General features: G+C 67.5%; 18 protein-coding genes. 7 read left to right on the top strand and 11 right to left on the bottom strand.

Annotated elements, in window-relative coordinates:
* Position 1 precedes the first annotated feature (1 nt).
* From DEQ67_RS08995 to DEQ67_RS08985, 3 genes are all read right to left on the bottom strand, one after another.
* A complete protein-coding gene (locus tag DEQ67_RS08995) occupies positions 2–1,348 on the bottom strand; it encodes a transcriptional initiation protein Tat (protein WP_115891508.1) in 1,347 nt (448 codons plus the stop codon).
* 66 nt (positions 1,349–1,414) lie between these two features.
* Complete coding sequence (fen, locus tag DEQ67_RS08990; RefSeq protein ID WP_115802759.1) at positions 1,415–2,395, bottom strand: flap endonuclease-1; 981 nt, start codon at positions 2,393–2,395, stop codon at positions 1,415–1,417.
* Positions 2,396–2,422: 27 nt separating this feature from the next.
* Positions 2,423–3,043, bottom strand: coding sequence for a GNAT family N-acetyltransferase (locus tag DEQ67_RS08985; RefSeq protein ID WP_006601565.1), 621 nt, complete (start codon positions 3,041–3,043; stop codon positions 2,423–2,425).
* Between the two features lie 58 nt (positions 3,044–3,101).
* Here DEQ67_RS08985 and DEQ67_RS08980 point away from each other — a divergent pair, with 58 nt between their 5' ends.
* Positions 3,102–3,683, top strand: coding sequence for a class I SAM-dependent methyltransferase (locus DEQ67_RS08980; RefSeq protein ID WP_006601566.1), 582 nt, complete (start codon positions 3,102–3,104; stop codon positions 3,681–3,683).
* Positions 3,684–3,704: 21 nt separating this feature from the next.
* Positions 3,705–4,121, top strand: a complete 417-nt coding sequence (locus DEQ67_RS08975) for a DUF3054 domain-containing protein (protein WP_115861682.1) — start codon at positions 3,705–3,707, stop codon at positions 4,119–4,121.
* 117 nt (positions 4,122–4,238) lie between these two features.
* On the opposite strand, the gene DEQ67_RS08970 is transcribed toward DEQ67_RS08975, so the two are convergent.
* A complete protein-coding gene (locus DEQ67_RS08970) occupies positions 4,239–5,606 on the bottom strand; it encodes an MFS transporter (protein ID WP_115861680.1) in 1,368 nt (455 codons plus the stop codon).
* A gap of 227 nt (positions 5,607–5,833) precedes the next feature.
* On the opposite strand from DEQ67_RS08970, the gene DEQ67_RS08965 reads away from it, so the two are divergent.
* Both DEQ67_RS08965 and DEQ67_RS08960 read left to right on the top strand, forming a co-directional pair.
* Positions 5,834–6,082, top strand: a complete 249-nt coding sequence (locus DEQ67_RS08965) for a hypothetical protein (RefSeq protein ID WP_004044694.1) — start codon at positions 5,834–5,836, stop codon at positions 6,080–6,082.
* 72 nt (positions 6,083–6,154) lie between these two features.
* Entirely contained in the window at positions 6,155–7,153 is a 999-nt protein-coding gene (locus tag DEQ67_RS08960; RefSeq protein WP_004061236.1) for an ornithine cyclodeaminase family protein, read from the top strand.
* On the opposite strand, the gene DEQ67_RS08955 is transcribed toward DEQ67_RS08960, so the two are convergent.
* The 5 genes from DEQ67_RS08955 to rqcH all read right to left on the bottom strand — a co-directional run bounded on the left by DEQ67_RS08955 (position 7,075) and on the right by rqcH (position 12,368).
* Positions 7,075–7,416 carry a hypothetical protein gene (locus DEQ67_RS08955; protein WP_233506107.1) on the bottom strand — a complete coding sequence of 114 codons (342 nt, stop codon included), beginning with the start codon at positions 7,414–7,416 and terminating at the stop codon, positions 7,075–7,077. The two genes, DEQ67_RS08960 and DEQ67_RS08955, sit on opposite strands and share 79 nt — an antisense overlap.
* Before the next feature lie 50 nt (positions 7,417–7,466).
* Complete coding sequence (locus DEQ67_RS08950; RefSeq protein WP_115891509.1) at positions 7,467–8,537, bottom strand: mRNA surveillance protein pelota; 1,071 nt, start codon at positions 8,535–8,537, stop codon at positions 7,467–7,469.
* Between the two features lie 71 nt (positions 8,538–8,608).
* Positions 8,609–9,304, bottom strand: a complete 696-nt coding sequence (locus DEQ67_RS08945; RefSeq protein WP_008605286.1) for a DUF4013 domain-containing protein — start codon at positions 9,302–9,304, stop codon at positions 8,609–8,611.
* Positions 9,305–9,371: 67 nt separating this feature from the next.
* Positions 9,372–10,079: a DUF4013 domain-containing protein gene (locus DEQ67_RS08940; RefSeq protein ID WP_006601571.1), complete on the bottom strand. Its 708-nt coding sequence runs from the start codon at positions 10,077–10,079 to the stop codon at positions 9,372–9,374.
* Between the two features lie 180 nt (positions 10,080–10,259).
* Positions 10,260–12,368, bottom strand: a complete 2,109-nt coding sequence (rqcH, locus tag DEQ67_RS08935; RefSeq protein WP_004061232.1) for a ribosome rescue protein RqcH — start codon at positions 12,366–12,368, stop codon at positions 10,260–10,262.
* A gap of 108 nt (positions 12,369–12,476) precedes the next feature.
* On the opposite strand from rqcH, the gene DEQ67_RS08930 reads away from it, so the two are divergent.
* From DEQ67_RS08930 to DEQ67_RS08920, 3 genes are all read left to right on the top strand, one after another.
* Entirely contained in the window at positions 12,477–13,829 is a 1,353-nt protein-coding gene (locus DEQ67_RS08930) for a hypothetical protein (RefSeq protein WP_115891510.1), read from the top strand.
* Positions 13,830–14,118: 289 nt separating this feature from the next.
* Positions 14,119–15,423 (top strand): dicarboxylate/amino acid:cation symporter, encoded by a 1,305-nt coding sequence (locus DEQ67_RS08925; RefSeq protein WP_013035604.1) that lies wholly within the window; start codon positions 14,119–14,121, stop codon positions 15,421–15,423.
* An 87-nt stretch (positions 15,424–15,510) separates the two neighbouring features.
* Positions 15,511–15,954, top strand: a complete 444-nt coding sequence (locus DEQ67_RS08920; RefSeq protein ID WP_004061227.1) for a GNAT family N-acetyltransferase — start codon at positions 15,511–15,513, stop codon at positions 15,952–15,954.
* A 6-nt stretch (positions 15,955–15,960) separates the two neighbouring features.
* On the opposite strand, the gene DEQ67_RS08915 is transcribed toward DEQ67_RS08920, so the two are convergent.
* Both DEQ67_RS08915 and DEQ67_RS08910 read right to left on the bottom strand, forming a co-directional pair.
* Positions 15,961–17,184, bottom strand: a complete 1,224-nt coding sequence (locus DEQ67_RS08915) for a mechanosensitive ion channel family protein (RefSeq protein WP_004061225.1) — start codon at positions 17,182–17,184, stop codon at positions 15,961–15,963.
* Positions 17,185–17,459: 275 nt separating this feature from the next.
* Entirely contained in the window at positions 17,460–19,118 is a 1,659-nt protein-coding gene (locus tag DEQ67_RS08910; RefSeq protein WP_004044705.1) for a tRNA uridine(34) 5-carboxymethylaminomethyl modification radical SAM/GNAT enzyme Elp3, read from the bottom strand.
* Positions 19,119–19,159 lie beyond the last annotated feature (41 nt).

Here is a 19,159-nt window from a genome sequence, read left to right as displayed (position 1 = left end):
GTCAGGTCGCGTCGCGGTTGACGACGGGTTCGACCACGTTCCCGAGTTCGCGCATCATCCCGGCACCGACGAGGTAGTACACCGCCGATTCGACGCGCTCTTTCCACGCGGGACCGTCGCCCATTTCGAGACTCACGTCGCCGGCGCGGATTCGACTCGCCGCCTCGCTGGCGACGATGCCCGCGATGGGTGAGTCGTATTCGTCGCGCGTCGCCCGAAAGTTGCGCATCGCACGGCGTTTCGCCCGGAACGACCGACCGGAGTCGTAGTCGGTGTCGCCGGGGTCCACGTCGAGGGCGTCGAGCGCGAAGTCGTGGGCACGCCGCGCGAGGAGGGCACGGGCGGTGTCGACGAACTGCTTCGCGGTCAGTCCGCGCTCGTACTCTCCGACGTATCTGGCGTCGTTGTCGAAACAGAGCGTGAACAACTCCCACCGGGCGGCCCCGTAGGGCGTCGATTGGTCAAGGTCGCGCTCTTCTTCGATCGTGGTCCGCACCTCGCTTCGGCGCGGGTACTCGTCGATTCGAGTCCAGAACGCGTCGATGGCGTCAGCGAGTCGGTCCCGGTATGGAATCGTGTCGGCACCGAGGTTCGATCGGTACTGCTCGCGGTGGTAGCGGGCGGTCCGGAGGCGCTGTTGTGCCTGCAACTGCGAGCCCCACTCGCCGGCGAAGTCGTGTGCCGAGTAGTTCATCGACTCGCCGCCGTCCGAGTCGCCCCAGCCGACGGTCAATCGCGTGACTGAGAGGAGTCGCTCGATTGAGTAGAGAAACGCGAGGTCGCGGCCGGGGTCGGAAACGCGGTACTCGGAGACTGACGCGGCGAGGTCGTCAATCTCCTGTTCCAGTTCGCGGCCGCGCTCGACGAGGAACTCGGGGTCGTCGTCTCCGAGCGCGATGGTCGCGTAGCCGACCGTCTCACCGGCGTACTGAAGTCCGGTGGTCGCAGACCTGAGTCGGTGGCGAGCGTTCCGTTCCTCTTTCGCGGATTCGAGGTGGCCGCCGGCGGGCGACCCGCGGAGGTGAAACCGCATATCCTCGTCTACCGAGTCGAGGTCGACCTGCGAGCGCAACTCCTCGGCACGTTCGACCACAGATTCGAGGTTCGCCACCGCCGCGTCGGCGTGTTCGTCGCTCACCGGCGGCCGCCAGACGTAGTTACTCGACGGGTCTGGATACACCGTCGTCAGCCAGTCGGTAATCGGGTCCGGAAGCCACGTCGGCCTGAACCAGCCGATACCGCCGACCGCGCCCGCGCCGCCGACGAGGCCGAGCAGTTGGCGACGCGAGAGCGAGGAGCGTTCATCGGAGGGAGAGTCGTCCGCGGGAGGGGCGTCGTCGGGGGACACACGCCGGAGTTCCGAACCGCCCCGTGTAAACGTGTCGGCTGGCTGTCTGCTCGGGTCGAACGCGGCCTACGTCCAGCGGTCGAGACCGGTCTGCGTGACCGATTCCTCGATGCGCTCGAAGCCGCGGCGGACCTCCTCGGGGTCGACCTCCCACGTCTCGGTGACGAACTCGCGGGCGGCGGCCACGTCGGGGTCGATGTCGGTGTCGTAGTCGTAGTCGTCGGTGACCGGCGGGTCCAAGAAGAACTCGCGCACCCGGTCGGCGTTGGGGATGGTGTCGCCGCGGGCTTCGAGGACCGACCAGAGGTCGCCGTGTTCCGTGACGAGTTTCACGGCCGTCTTCGGGCCGATTCCCGTGATGCCCTCGTTGAAGTCGGTCCCGCAGAGCATGGCGATGTCGACGAGTTGCCCGTGGGTGATGTCGTGTTTGTCGAGCGTCGCGTCGAGGTCCATCAGCTCGGGGTCGCCCTTGCTCGTGAGCTGTCGGAGCGTGTAGGGTGCGCCGAACAAGAGGGTGTCGTAGTCCTCGCTGCCCACGTAGTCGGCATCGCCCGTGCGGGCCATGTAGGACGCCTGCGCCTCGCCCTCGGCGGGCGCTTCGACCACCGGCACGTCGAAAAGCGAGAGGAGTTCGCGGCTGGTGTCCTGAATCGTCTCGGTGAGCCGCTGGGTCCGGGCTTCCATCCGGGCGGCCTCGACCGAGTCACCCGCTTCGCGGGCCGCTTCGAGGCGTTCTTCGGCCTTCTCGCGCTGCTCGCGGCGCTTGGCCACCTCGTCGTCTTTCATCTCGGTGACGCCGCCGTCGAAGACGAAGACGGGCGTCAGGTCGTGTTCGAAGAACTTGGGGAGTCCCTGGACGATGCCGACGAGGTTGGCGACCTCCTCGCCCTCGCTCGTCGTGTACGTCTCCGAACTCGTCCACTTGACCGTCGTCGTGAGATAGCGGTACAGCCAGTTGTGGGCGTCGACGGCGACGACGCTCCCGGACACCTCGTCGAACGACACCTCGGAGAGCGCGGCGAGCGTCCGCAGATCTGCGTTTCCCATTTGCTCGGCTTTCGGGGGCCGAGGGTTTCAATCGTCCGAGTGACCGGCGTCGATTTCGGGGGGTTCAACTCCTTCGCGCGCCGCGAGAAACGCCCGCTCCGGGTCGTCGAGGTCGCGGGCGCGATAGCGGTCGAGACCGGACTGGTACGCCTCGCGGGAGACCGCCGCGGGCGCGCCGGCGGGGCGCTCCAGCACCAACTCGGCGACGCCCGTTTCGCGGCCCGTGAAGCCGAACCCGGCCTTGTGGCACGCCTCGTAGGCGAAGGGGTTGTTCGCGGCGATGCGGACCGTCTCGTAGCCGCGGTCGGCGGCGGCGTCGCAGGTCCGGCGGAGGAGGTCGGGACCGAGTCCGTCGCCCCGGCGGTCCCGCCGAACCGTGACGTACCGGAACCAGAGCGTCGTCGGGTCCGTCCGGTCCTCGTTGAACGCGACCGCGGCGACCACGTCCTCGACCAGCGGCGGCAGGGAGTCGGGGCCGCCGGTCGGCGCGGGTCGGTCGTCGTCGAGGGGCGGCAGGGACTCGTCGGGGTCGCGGAGCACCGTCTTGCCCGTCGCCGCGGTGACGAACTTCCCCGCGTAGGCGAACCGCCGGTAGTCGAGGCGGAGTCGCGGCCCGTCTTCGGGCCAGCCGAGCAGGTCAAACTCCATGGCCGAACTGGGGCCGCCGCGCGCAAGAACCTTCCCCGGCGGGGCCGTGGCGTCTGCCATGCACGGCGCTGGCGACGTTCGGTTCTTCGACCGCTTCGCACCCGTCTACGACCTCGTGATGCCGCCGGCCGACCCCGGCGCGCTCGAAACGGCGCTCGACCGCGCCGACCGGGATGTCGAGCGCGTCGTCGACATCGGCGGCGGCTCCGGACGGGCGACTCTCGCACTCGACGTGCCCGAGCGAATCGTCCTCGACCGCTCGGTCGGGATGCTCCGCCGGGCGCGCGGGCGGGGCCTCGACTGCGTCCGCGGCGACGCACGGGGACTCCCCTTCGCTGACGACGCCCTCGACGCCGTGACCGTCGTGGACGCCTTCCACCACATGCCGAACCAACGGGGCGTCGCCGAGGAGGTCTTCCGCGTGCTCGCGCCCGGCGGGGTGTTCGCCGTCAACGAGTTCGACCCCGAGACGCTCCTCGGCCGGGGGCTGGTCGCCGCCGAGCGGGTCGTCGGCTTCGGGTCGGCGTTCGCCGCGCCCGACGAACTCGTGCGCTTTCTCGAACGCGTCGGGTTCGAGGCCGCCGTGGTCGAACGCGGCTTCGAGTACACGGTGGTCGGAAAAAAGCGGGAGAGCCATTAGGGGGGCGACGAATCCACGCCTATGGCAACCTCGACGTCGTTCTTAGAGGAGCGACTCGATGCCGGGGCGTTACCCATCGCCGTGGGCGACGTGCTCGCCATCTTCCTCCTCGTCACCGTCGGCGTGATTCAGCACAACGGAGTGTCGTACCTCTCGGCCGACCCGGTCGGCTGGGTGCTCACCGCGGTCCCGTTCCTCATCGGATGGTTCGTCACCGCCCCGCTGTTGGGCGCGTACTCGCCCGGCGCGGCGGAATCAGCGAAATCGGCCGTCCCGCTCGGCGTCCGCTCGTGGCTCGCGGCGACCGTCGTCGGCATGGCGATTCGCTGGACGCCGCTTTTCGAAGGCGGCGTCGAACTCACGTTCGTCGCGGTCATGCTGGTGCTCGGCTCCGTCGCCCTCGGCGTCTGGCGGACGCTGTACTTCAAGCTCGTCTGAGCGTCGAACGCCGAGCGCCGAGTTCGGACCCCTCGAACCGCACCGGAGAACCGACCGAAACCGTATTTTCTGCCGGCCGTCCCCCCCGACCCGGAGGGCCTCCCGCTCGACCCGGTGTCAGGCGGGCGTCGGCCGCCGTCGCAACAGCGTCACGCCCAGGAGCGTCGCGGCCGCCGCGAACCCCGCGAGGACCGCGAACAACGCCGTCGAATCAGCGACCGTGAGGATGTAACCGGCGATAGCGCCGCCGAGCGCGCCGACGCCGAACACGCCGAGGTAGGTAAAGCCGTAGGAGAGCCCTCGAAGCCCGGCGGGCGTGTACTCCGCGACGGTCGCTTGGTAGAACGGCTGGACCATAAACAGGAAGAAGCCGAGCAGTGCACAGATGGCGAGAAGCGGGCCGACGCCGAGATTCGCCACGGGGAGGAAGGCGATGGCGATGACGGCGAGCGCGCCGAAGCCGGCGACGATGCCGCGCTCGGTCCTGATGCGGTCGGTGAGCTTGCCGCCGACGTACTGCCCGAAGACGCCGACCGTCAGGAGGCCGGCGTAGACGAACAGTTCCACGTCGAGCGTCGGCGCGCGGCCGGCCGACCCGGAGACGAGGCCGGCGGGCAGGAGCGCCGACACCGGAATCGGCTCGATGCCGATGACCGAGCCGAGGAGGTCCGGCAGGAACGTCGTGACGCCGCGGTAGTAGAGCCCCGAGAACATCACGAGCGCGAAGACGAGCGCGAAGCCGCCGGCGAAAAGGTGCTTCGACTGCGAGACCAGTTCCGCGGACGACTCGACGCCCGCGCCGGCTTTGCCGTCGCCGCCGGTGTCGCTATCGCCGGCGTCACCCCCCTCACCGCCGTCGGCCGCGGCGACCGCGGCCTGTTCTTCGAAGTTGGCGCGGGTGGCGAGCGCGGCGGCCGCGAGCGCCGGGAGCGCGAGCACGCCGGCGACGAGATGCCAGTCGAAGAACAGCAAGAGGAGCGCGGTGAGGAACGGACCGAATCCGATGCCGATGTTGCCGGCGATGCCGTGGTAGGCGAAGCCGGTCCCGCGTTCCTCGACGCCGGTGCTGATGAGGCGGAGTCCGGCGGGGTGGTAGACGCTGGCCGCCGCGCCCCAGACGAGGAGCGCGAGCGCGACGACGACGAGGTTCGGTGACAGCGCGAGCAGGACGAACGACCCGGCCATCCCGAGGAGGCAGGCGACGATGAGGCGCTTGGAGCCGACGCGGTCGACGAGGATGCCGCCGGGGAGCGCCCCGAGCCCGAACAGCGCGAAGCCGAGGCCCGTCATCACGCCCAGCGAGGCGGTCGTGACTGGCACCGTCGCGAGACCGAGGTCGATACTCGCGAACTCCCCGAGCCAGATGGCCACGAAGATGGGGATGGACAGTTCGTACGTGTGGACCATCCCGTGGGCGAGCATCACCAACGCGACGATGGAGCGGTCGTTACGGTTCACGTCTCCGGCCACGGTACCGACTCCCATAACCGTGTGGAGTTCCGGCAGGCGACGCGCGCACCGAGCCGGCTGTTCGACCGGGAAGCACAACCCACAGTATCGGATTTGTGATATTCTCCGAAGGAACCAATCCGACGCAGTCATGCGATTATCTGTTCATAAGTTATAAGAACGTTATTGAGAAGCCACAAGGAGAATATCAGTCATCTATGGGAAAGAATTATACCACTTACGTCCGTAGTATGGTATATATTATGACCGGATATTACGACTACATTCTTGGGCTCATCCCGCTCGCACTCCTCGGCATCACCGGCACGCTTACCGTCGCCGGGTTGCAGTTGACCACGGCAGTGCCGATGGCTGCGGGCGTGGCCGCGCTCCTCACCGGCCACGCGCTCTTCGTGAACGGGCCCTCGTCGCCGTCTCCGTCCCGCCTCAACGAACACGCCGGTCCCAACGCCGCTGACGCGCCTTCTCCGTCGGTCCTCGACGCCGACTAACCCCCATCGCACGCCCGCCCGGCCGGTTCGCCGGCCCGCAGGGTTTTGACCGCAGGTCTCGTTTTTCCGACCATGACAGCGACGTTGTTCCTCACGAGCGACGAGATTAGCGGACTGGCGACGCCGGCCGAGTACGTCGAGGCCGTCCGCGAGGGCTACCGACAGCGCGGCGAGGGCGCGCCGGCCGAGCCGCGGACCAAGCTGTTCAACCGCGAGCCGCCGGGCATGCTCACCTCCTACGCGGCCGTGTTGCCCGAGACGGGCGCGATGGGCGGTTACATGTACTCCGCCGGCTTCGGCGCGGAGGACGCGTGGTTCATGACGCCGCTTTTCGACGCCGAGAGCGGCGAGCCGCTGGCGCTCCTCGACGGCGCGAGCATGAACCCCTTCAAGACCGGCGCGGCCGGCGGCGTCGCCGTCGACTCGCTCGCCCGCGACGACGCCTCGACGCTCGCGCTCATCGGGAGCGGCGCGCAGGCCCGCGGTCAGCTTCGGGCCGCCGCGGCCGTCCGCGACCTCGACAGCGTCTGGGTCTACTCGCCCACCAAGGAGAGCCGCGAGTCGTTCGCGGGCGAGATGGACCGCACGCTCGACGCCAGCGTCGCGGCCGTCGCCTCCAGCGCCGCGGCCGTCGAGGGCGCGGACATCGTCGTCACGGCCACGACCGCCACGGACCCGGTGTTCGACGGCGACCTGCTCGAACCCGGCACGCACGTCACCGCGATGGGCCAGTACCACCCCGAAAAGCGCGAACTCGACGAGACGACCATCGAGCGCGCGACGTACGTCCCCGACCTCCGCGAGCGCGCGACGATGGACGCCGGGTCGTTCCTCGCCGCCGTCGAGGCCGGCGTCGTCGACGAAGACCACATTCACGCCGAACTCGGTGAGGTCGTCGCGGGCGTCGCCGCCGGGCGCGAGGACAGAGAAGAGATAACCGTCTTCGACAGCGGCGGCACGGGCATCGAGACGGTCGCCGCGGCCCACATGCTCTACGAGAAGGCGCGCGACGAGGGACTCGGGACGACCATCGACTTCTCGCCGGCGAGCGAGTCGCTCACCGGGCAGTAAGCGTCCGCGGGCCGGTCACATCTCAGGCGTGCGACCCGCTCGGTCCCGGCGAGGACGACCGAGGCGGACGCCAGCGCGCCGACGCCGACGGCGCTCGCCGCGAGGGCGGTGAGGCCGGACAGCGACACCGCGGCTCTGGGCGTCGCGAAAAGCAGAAACCAGAGGGTCGGAATCGCCAGTACCGACACCTCCCACGCGGCGAAAAACACCCGGTCGAGCCAGCTGTCGACCCGCTTCGTCGCCTCCGAGAGCCCGCTCCGAATCACGACTAGACGTGGGTTTCGGACGGCTAAACGGTTTCTCCGGCGTGCGGCTACTGCAATCGGTACCGGAGGACCGCCGCGATGCCCCCGAGGTTCTTCAACTGCTCGCCGGGCTGGAACTCCGCGGAGAACACGGTGACCTCGCCGCCCTTCTGTTCGACCGAGTCGATGATGTCGTTGACGTCAACGTCCCAGTCGCCGTCGCCCTGTCGCTCCGCGCGGAGCCGCGAGTCCAGAAGCAGCAGGTGTTCGACCGCGCCGAACTCCGCGGCCTCCGCGACCTGTTCGACGCCGTAGGCCGCCTTCGCGCCCGTCGAGATGTTCTCCATCAGTTCGTCGATGAGGTTGGCCTCCTCGGCGATGCGGGTCTGTTTCTGCACGTCGTCGACCGCGCCGCGCTTGAGCACCTCGTGGACGCCGCGGTCGCCGACGCCGGCGGTGTCGACGGTCGTGACGATGGTCTCCGCGACCGCGGGGAAGTTGTTCTCGAAGTAGTCCATCGCGTCGTTCTTCGTGAAGCCCGGCCCGGCGAGGATGATGGCGTCCACCTCGAGGTGCGACAGCGCGGACCCGAGTTCGTCGAACAGTTCGGACCGCGGGCGGGCGTACTCGCCTTTCCCGGTCGGCTTCGTGAGCGAGGCGTACTCCTCGGTGCCGTACTGGGCGACGGTGTGGATGTAGGCCGCGCCCTCCTCGACGGTGGCGATGGCCACGTCGGGGTTTTCCGCGGCCTGTTCGGCCGTCTCGATGCGGTCTATCTGGTCGGCCTTGAACTGTTTCTCGATGGTTATCTCGGCGCGCTCCTCGACGTTGAGGGTGTGGTGGTGGCCGAGTTGGTCCTCGCGGGAACAGGAGACGATGACGCCGCCGACGCGCAGGCGGTTGGCGAAGCGGGCGAACTCCACGTCGTCGATCTCGATGGTGACGTTGAGGTGCTCGCGCTCGCCGCCGGTGTCCCGCATCTGCTCGTCGTCGCGCTGGATGCGCCGGGTGGTGTCGCCGGAGACGAGGTCACCCGGTTCGAGGACGTACGAGAGGTGCCAGAGGTCGTCGACGTTCTCGGGGACGAGCGTGATTCGCTCGCGCCCCTCCTCGCCGCGACCGCGGCTCGAAATGCGCATACACGTCCGGTCGTCGGGGAACGGAAAAGAGTCCTGCTATCGCGGGCCCCCGCAATCGCAACCGAGCTACCCTACCATCCGGTCGACTGCCGGCCCTTACCGGTGGCGTCGGCGAAGCCGCGCGCCCACAGGTAGTACGTCATCACCTGCACGTAGAACAGGACGAAGAAGCCGACGACGATGGCCGAGAGGAGACCACCGATGAAGCCGAGCACGACCGTGACGACGAGCGCGAGCAACCACGCGACGGCGTACTCGCCGGTGAACGCGCCGGAGAGGATAGTGCGCACGTCGAAGCCGGCCCCGAGGTTGCCTTCGATGGCGAAGTTCGCTCCGGCGGCCGGCCCGATGTAGGCCGCGAGGAGTCCGAGCACGAACACGAGGAGGCCGAGGACGAGCGAGGCGATACCGAGCCCGACGCCGCCAGCGGAGGACGCCGCCGCACTCCCCGTCGCCGCCTCGGAGACGGTGAACGTGCCGATGCCGATGATGACCGAGAGGAGTATCGCCGGGACGATGGCCACTAACGCCCAGACGAACGTCACCACGAACAGCTTCAGGCCGTCGACGAACAGTTCGCCCCAGTCCGTGAACGAGGGCGCGGCCCGCTCGCCGTTCGCGGCCGCCCGCATCGCCCTGACGAAGTAGCCTTGGAGGATAATCCCTGGGAATATCAACACAGAGAGCAGCCAGAGAACCCCGCCGATAATGGTCGTCGCAACCCAGTCGTCGCTTCGTTTGAGAAACCACAGCGCGTCGGAGAGCATACCGTTGGGGTGTCGCGGCGCTATCGGCTTAGATATTCCGTCGAAAATTCGAATTCTCGCTGATAGTTCAGACGGCGGGCTGCTCGCCCGGCGTCTGGCCTTCGTCCATCATCTCGACCTCGTGGAGTTCGCCCCACGTCTTGCCGATGATGTAGTAGGCGGCGACGGCCGCGTAGAACGTCACGAACGCCCCGACGACGAAGCCGAGAAGCGGGATGACGTTCAGGACGCCGACCACGATAGACGACGCGAACAGCACCGCGAAGGACATGAGCCACGCGGTGGCGTACTTGCCCGAGGTCAGGATGGGACGGAGCGTGCCGATGTCGAACGCCGCGCCCATGCGGTCGGTCTCGGCGTAGTTCGACAGCGCCGCCGGGATGAGGTACGCGGCGAGCAGGCCGAGGACGAACGCGAGCAGGAGGCCCACGAGCGCCACGATGCCGCCGACCGCGCCCGCGGCGTCGGAGCCGCCGGCCGCCGCGCCGACGATGCCGGCGAAGCCGAACACGCCCGCGATGATGGCCGGGACGAGCGCGTAGACGAACGCGATTGCGAAGCCTTTCACGCCGTCTATCGCCATCTCACCCCAGTCGTCGAACACCGGGGGCTCCTCGTCGCCCTTCATGGTCGCGCGAACGACCCGAAGGAGATAGCCGATGACGAGGAACGTCGGGACGATGAGGACGCTCAACAGGCCGAGGACGCCGCCGATGAGGACCGTCTTTACCCAGTCCTCACCGTTTCGAAGGTAATTGAGTGATTCTGAAATCATGATGTTTCACCGAGCGCCACCACCCACTCACCGGCCGTTCGGCCGCGTGAGAACCGCGGGTTGACACGCGCGCTCGATGCAACATTACGACGAGAAAGTATATAATCTTGTACCCGAGGTGTCCGAATAATTGACTATTAAGCCGTCTAACGCCCGATTACCCGAAGGCGGCGGCGACGTTCACTCGTCGACGATATCGCTCCCGCCCGGCGGGAGGAACTCCTGAATCTGGTCGGGTGACGCGATTTTTCTGACGAACGACTTGTCTGCGAAGCGCTCGCGGAGCCGACGATAACACAGTTTCGCGGCGTCGTTCTGGGCGTACTGCCCCGGGGTGAGCGTCAGCGTCGTCTCCGCGCGCGTCTCGATTGCCGACGGCGGGCCGCCGATGACGCGCGTCTCGTCTTCGCACTGGATGCCGACCGCGACCTTCGCGGGCACGTCCTCGAAGTACTCGCGGTCGCCGCGGACGACGAAGCTCCCCTTTTCGATGTACTCGCCGGATTCGGGCGTCTTCGACACCTGCGACGGCTCGACCATGTAGGCGTCGTCGGCGAAGCGGCCCTCCTTCCAGATGGAGGAGTACGAGACGGCGAACTGCGCGGCCTCGCGGAGCGTCTCCTCGGAGAAGTCGACCGCTTGGGCGGGCTCGCTCGGCCCCGTCGCCTTCAGGAGCGTGACCGGCCCCCCGTGGGCCTGCGTGTGGAAGAAGCGGTCGTGCTTGCTCATGTACTTCTTCACTAACTCCTCGTTTTGGTCGGCGTTGCGGCCGCCGACGACGAGGTAGCCCGTGGAGGTGTGGAACCAACGGAACCGCTCGAACCAGTGTTCCGTGGACTTGACGGGCACCGAGTCGAGCGCGAGCCAGTCGGTCTCCTCGGGTTCTTCGTCCTCGTCGTCTTCGTCGTCGTCGCCGTCGTCGGCCTCCCACTCGTCGCGGCGCTTCTTTACGGCCGCTAACTCCTCGCGGGTGTCCTCGATGGCCGCCAGCGCGCCCTCCTTTTTCTCCTCGATGCGTTTTGCCTCGGTGTAGAGGCGGTCTGCGTTCTTCTCGACGCCCATCGACACGTCGAGGGTGACGGTCGCGTCGTCGAGGTCGACGGTGACCGTGCCGTTCGCGCCGTCGACGTTCGTGACGGCCTCGGCCTCGGGGATGCCCTGTTCGGCACCCTCTTCCAGCGTCGCGGCGATGTCGTCCCACGGGACGCCCTCCTCGCGCGCGCCGCGGACGGTCGACAGCACGTCGTCGACGAGGTCGTAGTTGGCGTACAGCAGTTCGGCGCGCTCGCGCTCGTCTTGGGCCTGCTGTTCGAAGCCCTCGATTGCGCCCTCCTGCTGGTCGATGATGCGCTGCTGTTTGGCGATTTGCTCCTCGAAGTCCGGGCGGTCGGAGGTCGCCTCCTGCTCGTCGGCGGTCAAATCGAGCCGGAAGAAGTACTCGTCGAGCGCGTCGTTGAACGTGTCGTAGGCCTCCTCGTCGAGCCCGGCGTTCTGGTGTTCGCGCAGCGGGAAGGGCGTCACGTCCACGACTTCGCCGTCGTCGTCGAGGTAGAGCCGCGGGTCGAACTCCCCGGCGCGCACCTGCTCGCGGAGGTCGACGATGGCGTCGTAGATGTCGTCGTAGTCGTCGTCGGTGGCGTCGGCGATGTCGAGGGTCTTCTCCACGCCGGCGCGGGTACACAGCTCCTCGGCGTAGAGGCCGCCGAGGTTCAACTGGGTGGCGAGCGTCCGCACCACGTCGGTGTCGGACTGCTCCATGTTCCGGCCGAGGGCGTCGCGGCTGACGGTGAGGGGGTCGAGCCGCGAAGCGGGGTACTCGTACTGCGACCCCGGCGCGACCGTCCGCGACTTGAGTCGCACCGTCTCCAGACTGCGGACGACTTCGCCCGTCTCGTCGAGCACCGCGATGTTGCCCTGTCCGAACAGCTCGACGACGATTTTCGTGTTCTCGTCGCCCCGCTCGAACGTGAAGGTGAGGATGCGGTCGAACTCGTACTGCTCGACGCCCGCGAAGTCGGCCCCGCTGAGCCGGTTTCTGAGCATCATCGCGAAGTTCGGCGGCCGACCGGGGGCGTCCGGTACGTGCTCCTGTGCGGCGAGGTGCGCGCGCTTTATCTCGCCCACTTCGAGGAGGAGTTCGAGCCGTCCGCGGTCGAAGTCCCGCATCTTGAGGCGAAGCAGGTCGTCGCCGTAGAGGTACGCCTTGTCGACCTTCGCGCCCTCGTACCGGTTCAACTCGGTGACGAGGGCCGCGAGGTCGACGCTCGTGAGTTCCCGCTTCGGATCCATGGACTCGCTTTTTGGCGGCGAACGAAAAGGGGTGTCGTTTCCGCGAATGCGACGCCTCCCCGACTCGGGGAGAAGATACTTATCAATAACCCTGAATATTGTCGGTGAATGCGCTCTCGCACCCTCGCGCTCGTCACCCTCGCCCTCCTCGTCGCGCTGGCCGGACTCCCGGTCGGAAACGCCCCGGCCGAAGCGCGACCCCCGCCAGAGGCCGTCTGCGGCGTCTGCGGCGAGGCGTTCGAAGAAGCGGGCGACGCCGCCGGCGTCCCGCTCACGGTCGAATCGAGCACGCTCCGAGTCCGCGTCGGCGACGACGGCGTCGGCACGTGGACCGCCCGCGTCGAACTCGACGACGACTCGGCCGCGACGTTCCGCGAGAACCCCGAACAACTCGACCGCGTCGTCCGCGGGACGTTCGACGACTACCGCGTGTTCACCGACGACCGCAGACGCCTCGAAACCCGGATGGACGGCGACACCGCGGTCGTGACCTTCGAGGTGCCCGAGATGGCGTCCCGCGGCTACGGCGACGTGCTGGTCGTGGACTACTTCCACGACGACGGGGTCAGGGGCACCGTCTACGTCGACGCCGACCGGTTCACTGTGACCGGTCCCGAGGGGTCGTCGCTCCTCACCGCGCCCGCCGAGACGCGGACCAACGGGACGGCCGCCGTCTGGAGCGCCGCCGACGAGGGCGCGTCGAGCATCGGGAGCCAGACGTACCTCACGTTCGGCCCCGACGCGGGGCTTGCCACCACGGCCGCGGCCTACGCCAGCCTCGCCGCCGACTCCGGCCCCGGCGTCCTCACGAACCTCGCGTGGGTCGCGGTCGTCCCGACGCTCGTGCTCATCGTCGGCGTGCTCCTCGTCCGGCAGTTCGACCGCCGGTTCGACGACGAGCGCGGCGCGCGGCGCTTCGGACCCCCCGTCGCGGCACTCGGTGTCATGTGGGGGCTCTGTCTCCTCGTCGTCCAAGCCTTCTCCGGGAGCGCCGCCGCGGTGGCGTGGCTCCTCGCCCTCCAACTGGTCGCGCTCGGCGTCGTCTCGGCGGCCCGCCCCGAGGCGCTCGGGTTCCGCCGCCTCGTCGCCGCCGCCGTCGGCCCGCAGGTCGCGCTCGCGGTCGCCACCGCGATTTCGATGCCGGGGGCGAACCCGTGGGTCTCGTTCAGCGCGTTCGCGTTGGCAACCGCCATCGTGTTGTTTCTGCCCCTCGGCTACGCGGCCCGGCGCGGCGGGAGCACGCGTTTGCTGTCGCTCGCCATCGTCGCCGCACCCACGGCGTTCGCGCTTCCGATGGTCCCCGTCGGCGGCTACGGCGTCCTGTTCGTCGGCGTGCTGCTCGTCGTCTGGGTGCTGGTGACGCTCGCAACCGGGTCGCTCGTCTACCGACTCGGCTGGGCGCTCGGCGGACGGACCGGCGACCGTCGGCCGTCCGGTGGGACCACCGACGCGGCGACGTGACTGGCGGTGGTGTCACGGTCCGACGGGGTCGCGTACTGGGTGCTCCCCCCAGCGAATCGCCGGGCGAAGCAGCAAATTTTGTGCATAGCTACGAAGCGTAGTCGTATCCGATACCGACGGTGGAGGTTTCGATGCGAACCGGGGCGACGCGGAACCACCCGTCTATCGGCGGTCTCGCCCCTGAAACGTCAGTGTACGGGCAGTAACGCGACGGTCGGTGACCGTTGTAGATAGGCGCAGGAGCGATGGGGAGAACTGCGTTTTTGAAAAGGGAAGCCGTTGCTGGGGTATGTTCGGGACAGTACGAACCGTGTGGGACGAGTATCGCTCGGTCCCACTCATCTATCGTATCTTCGTTGCGTTCGTCGCCGGGTCGGCGGCGGGTATCCTCTTCGGGGAACGGATGGCCGTGGTCAGCCCGTTGGGCGAGCTGTTCATCCGGTTGCTCAACATGCTCATCATCCCCATCATCGTCTTCACACTTCTCTCGGGGATTCGCCAACTTTCGCCCGCTCAGCTGGGGAAAATCGGCGGCTCGACGGTCGGGCTCTACGCGGTGACGACGACCATCGCCGGTCTCATCGGCCTCGCCGTCGCGAACATCCTGCAACCGGGGCGAGGAGTCGAGTTTCTCGATGCGGAAGCCAGATCGCAAGCGCCACCGTCGCTGACAGACGTTCTCCTGGGAATCGTCCCCAGTAACCCCGTGACTGCGCTGGCCGAGGGGAACCTGTTGGCGACAGTCTTCTTCGTCATCACCTTCGGCATCGCGCTCACGTACGTCCGAGCACGGCAGGATGACCTCGCCGAGACTGTCGATTCGATTTTCGCTGCCTTCGAAGTCGGCACGGAAGCGCTGTTCGTCATCGTCCGCGGTGTCCTCGAATACGGTGTCGTCGGTATCTTCGCGCTGATGGCGTCCGGTATCGGCACCGAGGGCATCGGCGTGTTCTCCTCGCTCGGTGAGTTGGTGCTGGCCGTCGCTGTCGCCGTCGTCGCGCACATCGTCATCACGTATCTGTTCTTGCTGATGGGACTGGTGATGAACGTCTCGCCGGTCGCGTTCCTCGCCGGCGCGAAAGACGCGATGGTGACGGCGTTCGCCACCCGTTCGTCGAGCGGGACGCTCCCCGTCACGATGCAGAACGCAGAGGAGGACCTTCGAATCGACGAGCGTGTCTACTCGTTTGCGCTCCCGGTCGGAGCAACCGCAAATATGGACGGGGCTGCGATACGACAGGCGATAACCGTCGTGTTCGCCGCAAACGTCGTCGGACAACCGCTCGTGCTCTCCGAGCAGGTGCTCGTCCTTCTGGTGGCGGTGTTGATTAGCATCGGGACCGCGGGCGTCCCCGGTGCGGGGCTCGTGATGTTGACTGTCGTCCTCACGCAGGTGGGGCTGCCGCTGGAGGTCGTCGGGTTCGTCGCCGGTGTCGACCCGATTCTCGGCCGAATCGCGACGATGAACAACGTCACCGGCGATTTGGCCGTTTCGAGCGTCGTCGCGAAGTGGAACGACGCAGTCGACTTCGACGACGGGGTGTGGGCACGGTCGGCAGACGGGCTCCGGGATATCGTGTCGTCGGCAGACTGACCGTCCCAGTGTGACGCACCCCGGTCGGGCGTCAGTTCGCGCGGCCGCTCCGAAATCGTCAGGTAGCACCCCACGAAACGTCCGACGATGACCAACAGTGACGTTCGCGTCGCCACCGGCGACGCAGAACGCGACGACGCCTTCGGCGTCCGCAAGGCCGTCTTCGTGGACGAACAGGGCGTCGACGAGGAACTGGAGTGGGACGAACACGACGACCCCGACGCCGAGGCGGTCCACTTCGTCGCCTCCCGCGACGGCGACGCGGTCGGCGCGGCCCGACTGCGCGAGTACGAACCCGGCGTCGGCAAAGTCGAGCGCGTCGCCGTCCTCGAATCGGCCCGCGGCGAGGGCTGGGGGCGGCGACTCATGGAGGCGCTCGAAGCCGAGGCGCGCGAGCGCGGCTTCGACTCGCTTCTCCTCCACGGCCAGACGACCGCCGAGGGGTTCTACCGCGGCCTCGGCTACGAGACGACGAGCGACGAGTTCGACGAGGCCGGCATCCCGCACGTCGAGATGCGGAAGTCGCTGTAACGACGCCTAATCCTCCGAAACCGACGTCTCGACCGGCTGACTGCGGCGGTCCTCCCGTAACTGGAAGCCGTCGGCCTCCTCGCGGGCGAGCAGCTCGCGCTGCGGGTAGGGTATCTTGATTCCCTCGCGGTCGAAGGCGAGTTTCACGCTCCGAAGCACCTCGGCTTTCGCCTGCGCACGGCGCGGGGCCGAGGGGCTCGTAATCCAAAAACGCAGTTGGAGGCCGATGGCGGAGTCACCGAACGTCGTCGGCATCACCTGCGGCTTCGGTACCCCCTCGACGAACTTGAGGTCGGAAAGCGCCTCCTCGGCCACCGACTCGGCGCGTTCGATGTCGGCCTCGTAGTCGATGCCCACGTCGAGGCGGAGCCGGAGGCGGTTGCGCTTCGTCCGGTTCGTTATCTTCGCGTTGGTCACGCGGTCGTTTGGGAAGACGACCGTCTCGCCGTCGGCGTTGCTCAGGCGGGTGTTGATGATGGTGATGTCGGTGACGATGCCCTCGGCGTCGTCGATTTCGACCCAGTCACCCAGTTCGAACGGTCGGGAGAACATCAGCACGAAGCCCGCGATGAGCGACCCGAGGGTCTGTCTCGCGGCCATCCCGACCACGATACCGAGGAAGCCAGCACCGACGAGCAGGCCGCCGATTCTGACCTGCCAGACCGTGAGCGCCGCCATCCCGACCGCGAGGAGGACGACCAGTTGGAGGACGCGGAAGACGATGCCCTGCTGGTGGGCGTTGATGTTGTCCGATGCGGTTGCGTACGAGTCTAGTTTCTCTTCGAGGACGTTCGTCCCGACGAGCGCCCCGGCGAACAGCGCGACCGTGGCCCCGAGTTTGGCGGCGTTCGGCACCGCGACGGCGAGCAGTTCGGTGAGGTCCGCGGCGAGGCCGGTGTAGCCCCAGAGGAGCAACAGCGAGAGCGCAGCGCCGACGAACACCGCGAGTTGGAGCGTCCGGACGACGACCGTCGCGGGAAACAGCCACGCCGCGTCGGTGACGGCATCGGGAACGCGCGGGTGGGCCAACACCCGCGTTCGGAGTTCGGCGGTCGCCCGCGAGACGAGCCGCGGCGCGAGAAAGACCGCGATACCGAGCGCGAGCGCGACGAGCGCCGCCGAGATACCGAGTCGCTCTTCTGTCGAAACGAACTGTGCGAGCGTCGAGCGGAGGTCCTGAAGCCACGTCGCCGCCTGCCCCGAACCCGCCGCACCCCCCTGTGGTGCCATCCTACCGTGTGCGGTGGGTCAGACAGTAAAAGCGTGACGGAGCGACACTCAGGAATGAGAATCGGCAGGAGAGCGCTCGTCGGCTACAACCGCTTCGACACGTACGGCCCAGTCCCACCATTTTCCGAGACTCGCTTCGCTCGTCTCGCAAAAATCTGGACCAAAAATCCAACTATTCCCTACAGCCGCTTCGACACGTACGGCCCAGTCCCACCTTTTTCCGAGACTCGCTTCGCTCGTCTCGCAAAAATCTGGACCAAAAATCCAACTATTCCCTACAGCCGCTTCGACACGTACGGCCCGTCCTGATGGTAGCCGAGCTTCTGCTTGTAGTACTGCCGGACGCCGATACCCGAGATGACCGAAATCTTGTCGTAGCCGGCGTCGCGGGACAGTTCCTCGGCGTGGGCGAGGAGCTTCTTCCCGTAGCCCTTGTGCTGCCAGTCGCCGTCGGCACCGATGCCCGCCTCGGAGCCGTAGACGTGGAGTTCGCGGACGAGCGCCGCGTCCTGAAGCTCGCGGCGGACCGGATTGCCGGGGAATCGGAGCCGACAGAAGCCGACCAGCAGGTCCTCGACGGGGTCTTCGAACGAGATGAAGTGCTCGGTCCCGCCGGCGACCTCGTAGGTCATCACGTCGAGTTCGATGCGTTCCGGGTCCGGGTCGGCCTCGTTCATGCCGACCTCGCGGGCGCGGATGTCCCGCTGGACGATGCCGCGTTCCTCGGCGCGCTGGGCGGCCAGTTGGCGGAGGTTGGACTTCCAGACGCCGGCGTCGATGAAGTCCGCGGGGATGTCCCGCTGGACGCGCTGGAGGCGTGTGTACTTCGGAATCATGCCCATGACCTCCGCGACGATGTCGGCTGCCTCCTCGTTGTTCAGCGGCTCGTACTCGTCGCGCCGCCACATGTCGTAGGTGACGGTGTCGCGGACGATGAGCGTCGGGTAGATTTTGAGATAGTCGGGCCGCCAGTCGCTGTTTTCGAACAGCTGACGGAAGTCCTCCAGACACATCTCCTTGGTCATGCCGGGCTGACCGGGCATCATGTGGAAGCCGACCTTGAACGCCGAGTCGCGGAGCCGGCGGTTGGCGTCGATGGAGGCCTGCACGCCGTGGCCGCGGTGCATCTCGCGGTTGATGCGCTCGTAGGTCGTCTGGACGCCGACTTCGACCTTCGTCGCGCCCAAATCGAGCATCCGGTCGATTTGCTCGGGGTCGCACCAGTCGGGCTTCGTCTCGAACGTCGTCCCGATGTTGCGGATGTCGTTCGTCTCGTTTTCCGCGATGACGTCCTCGATGTACTCGAACTCGACATCCTCGGGGTCGGGCTTGAACGACCGGTCTTCGGCCGGTTCCGGCTCCTTGTCGAGGTCGTAGTCGTTCATGGCTTCGAGCGCCCGCTTGACGAACCACTCCTGGTAGTCGTGGCTCCGGGCGGTCATCGTCCCGCCCATGAGGATGAGTTCGACCTTGTCCACGGGGTGGCCGATGTGTCGAAGCTGTTCGAGGCGGAGCGTGACCTGCCCGTAGGGGTCGTAGTCGTTCTGGACGCCGCGGGCGGCCGCGGGCTCGTGGCCCGTGTACGACTGCGACGAGGAGAACTCGCTGGCGGGTCCGCCGGGACAGTAGAGGCACTTCCCGTGGGGGCACATGTGCGGCGAGGTCATGATGGCGACCGGCGAGACGCCGGAGGCGGTGCGGACGGGCTTGCGCTGGACGACCTCCTTGACCTCCTCGCGGCGGTCCTCCGGGGCGTACTGCAGAATCTCGGCGTTCTTCGGGACCTTCGGCGAGGAGTGTTCCGAACAGGCGTCGAGCTTTGCGGATTCGAGGTCGTCGCGGTCGACGTCGCCCGCGAGGATGCGCTCGACGAGCGCCTCGCAGGTCCGCTCGAACGCCTCGGACTCCGTCTCGGTCTCGGCGCTCACGGCCACACCTCCCGTTCAGCGACGTGGTGGCGGTTCATGGGCGCGAA

The sequence above is a fragment of the Haloferax sp. Atlit-48N genome, assembly GCF_003383015.2.
Lineage (GTDB): Archaea > Halobacteriota > Halobacteria > Halobacteriales > Haloferacaceae > Haloferax > Haloferax volcanii.
The sequence above is the reverse complement of the archived record's forward strand: the minus strand, read 5'-3'. Positions and strand labels throughout refer to the sequence as shown.

Bases quoted from the DNA above. Each gene is read 5' to 3' on its own strand.
- DEQ67_RS08965 (WP_004044694.1), top strand. From the start codon at position 5,834: ATGACCGGATATTACGACTACATTCTTGGGCTCATCCCGCTCGCACTC.
- DEQ67_RS08915 (WP_004061225.1), bottom strand. From the start codon at position 17,184: ATGGCACCACAGGGGGGTGCGGCGGGTTCGGGGCAGGCGGCGACGTGG.
- DEQ67_RS08975 (WP_115861682.1), top strand. From the start codon at position 3,705: ATGGCAACCTCGACGTCGTTCTTAGAGGAGCGACTCGATGCCGGGGCG.
- rqcH (WP_004061232.1), bottom strand. From the start codon at position 12,368: ATGGATCCGAAGCGGGAACTCACGAGCGTCGACCTCGCGGCCCTCGTC.
- DEQ67_RS08985 (WP_006601565.1), bottom strand. From the start codon at position 3,043: ATGGAGTTTGACCTGCTCGGCTGGCCCGAAGACGGGCCGCGACTCCGC.
- fen (WP_115802759.1), bottom strand. From the start codon at position 2,395: ATGGGAAACGCAGATCTGCGGACGCTCGCCGCGCTCTCCGAGGTGTCG.
- DEQ67_RS08960 (WP_004061236.1), top strand. From the start codon at position 6,155: ATGACAGCGACGTTGTTCCTCACGAGCGACGAGATTAGCGGACTGGCG.
- DEQ67_RS08980 (WP_006601566.1), top strand. From the start codon at position 3,102: ATGCACGGCGCTGGCGACGTTCGGTTCTTCGACCGCTTCGCACCCGTC.
- DEQ67_RS08940 (WP_006601571.1), bottom strand. From the start codon at position 10,079: ATGATTTCAGAATCACTCAATTACCTTCGAAACGGTGAGGACTGGGTA.
- DEQ67_RS08950 (WP_115891509.1), bottom strand. From the start codon at position 8,537: ATGCGCATTTCGAGCCGCGGTCGCGGCGAGGAGGGGCGCGAGCGAATC.
- DEQ67_RS08945 (WP_008605286.1), bottom strand. From the start codon at position 9,304: ATGCTCTCCGACGCGCTGTGGTTTCTCAAACGAAGCGACGACTGGGTT.
- DEQ67_RS08920 (WP_004061227.1), top strand. From the start codon at position 15,511: ATGACCAACAGTGACGTTCGCGTCGCCACCGGCGACGCAGAACGCGAC.
- DEQ67_RS08925 (WP_013035604.1), top strand. From the start codon at position 14,119: ATGTTCGGGACAGTACGAACCGTGTGGGACGAGTATCGCTCGGTCCCA.
- DEQ67_RS08930 (WP_115891510.1), top strand. From the start codon at position 12,477: ATGCGCTCTCGCACCCTCGCGCTCGTCACCCTCGCCCTCCTCGTCGCG.
- DEQ67_RS08970 (WP_115861680.1), bottom strand. From the start codon at position 5,606: ATGGGAGTCGGTACCGTGGCCGGAGACGTGAACCGTAACGACCGCTCC.